1 protein-coding gene is annotated in these 462 nt (G+C 73.4%); it reads left to right on the forward strand.

The window, feature by feature from the left end:
* Positions 1–169 precede the first annotated feature (169 nt).
* A partial coding sequence (locus M3149_RS22750) for a hypothetical protein (RefSeq protein ID WP_251711624.1) occupies positions 170–462 on the forward strand: 293 nt, incomplete at its 3' end.

A 462-nucleotide genomic window follows, 5' to 3' on the forward strand; every position in this document is an offset into this window, starting at 1 on the left:
CCCCCCGGCCCGCGCCCCGGCCGCCCCGGTCGACGTCGACGAACTCAAGCGTGCCTGGCACGCGGTGCGGGCCGGTGAGTTCCGCCCCCCGCAGCGCCGGGATCGAACGGACCGCCACCCCGGTACTCGGGCCGCTCACACATGGACGCCGCAACCGTGGGAGAAGCCCGTGGTGGTGCTCGGCTGTGCCGGCTCGAGTGGCGCGACCACGGTGGCCCTGGCCATGGGGCTGTCGGCCACGGCCCCTGTGCGGGTCGTGGAGTGCGGCTCGGTGAGCACGTCTGCTCTGGTCTCGGCTAGCACGGCCGAACTCGGTCTGGACGCGGATGGGCGCTGGTTGTTGGGGCGCCGCGATCACGTCCAGCTCGAACGCGCCAGTGAGATCATCCCCGCTCCCCACGCCGTCGCGCACCCCATCCCCGCTGAACCGCTGCCCATCGCCGAGCGGGAGGAGCCGATAGT

This window comes from Hydrogenophaga intermedia, from assembly GCF_023715105.1.
Classification (GTDB): Bacteria; Pseudomonadota; Gammaproteobacteria; order Burkholderiales; family Burkholderiaceae_C; genus Hydrogenophaga; species Hydrogenophaga intermedia_A.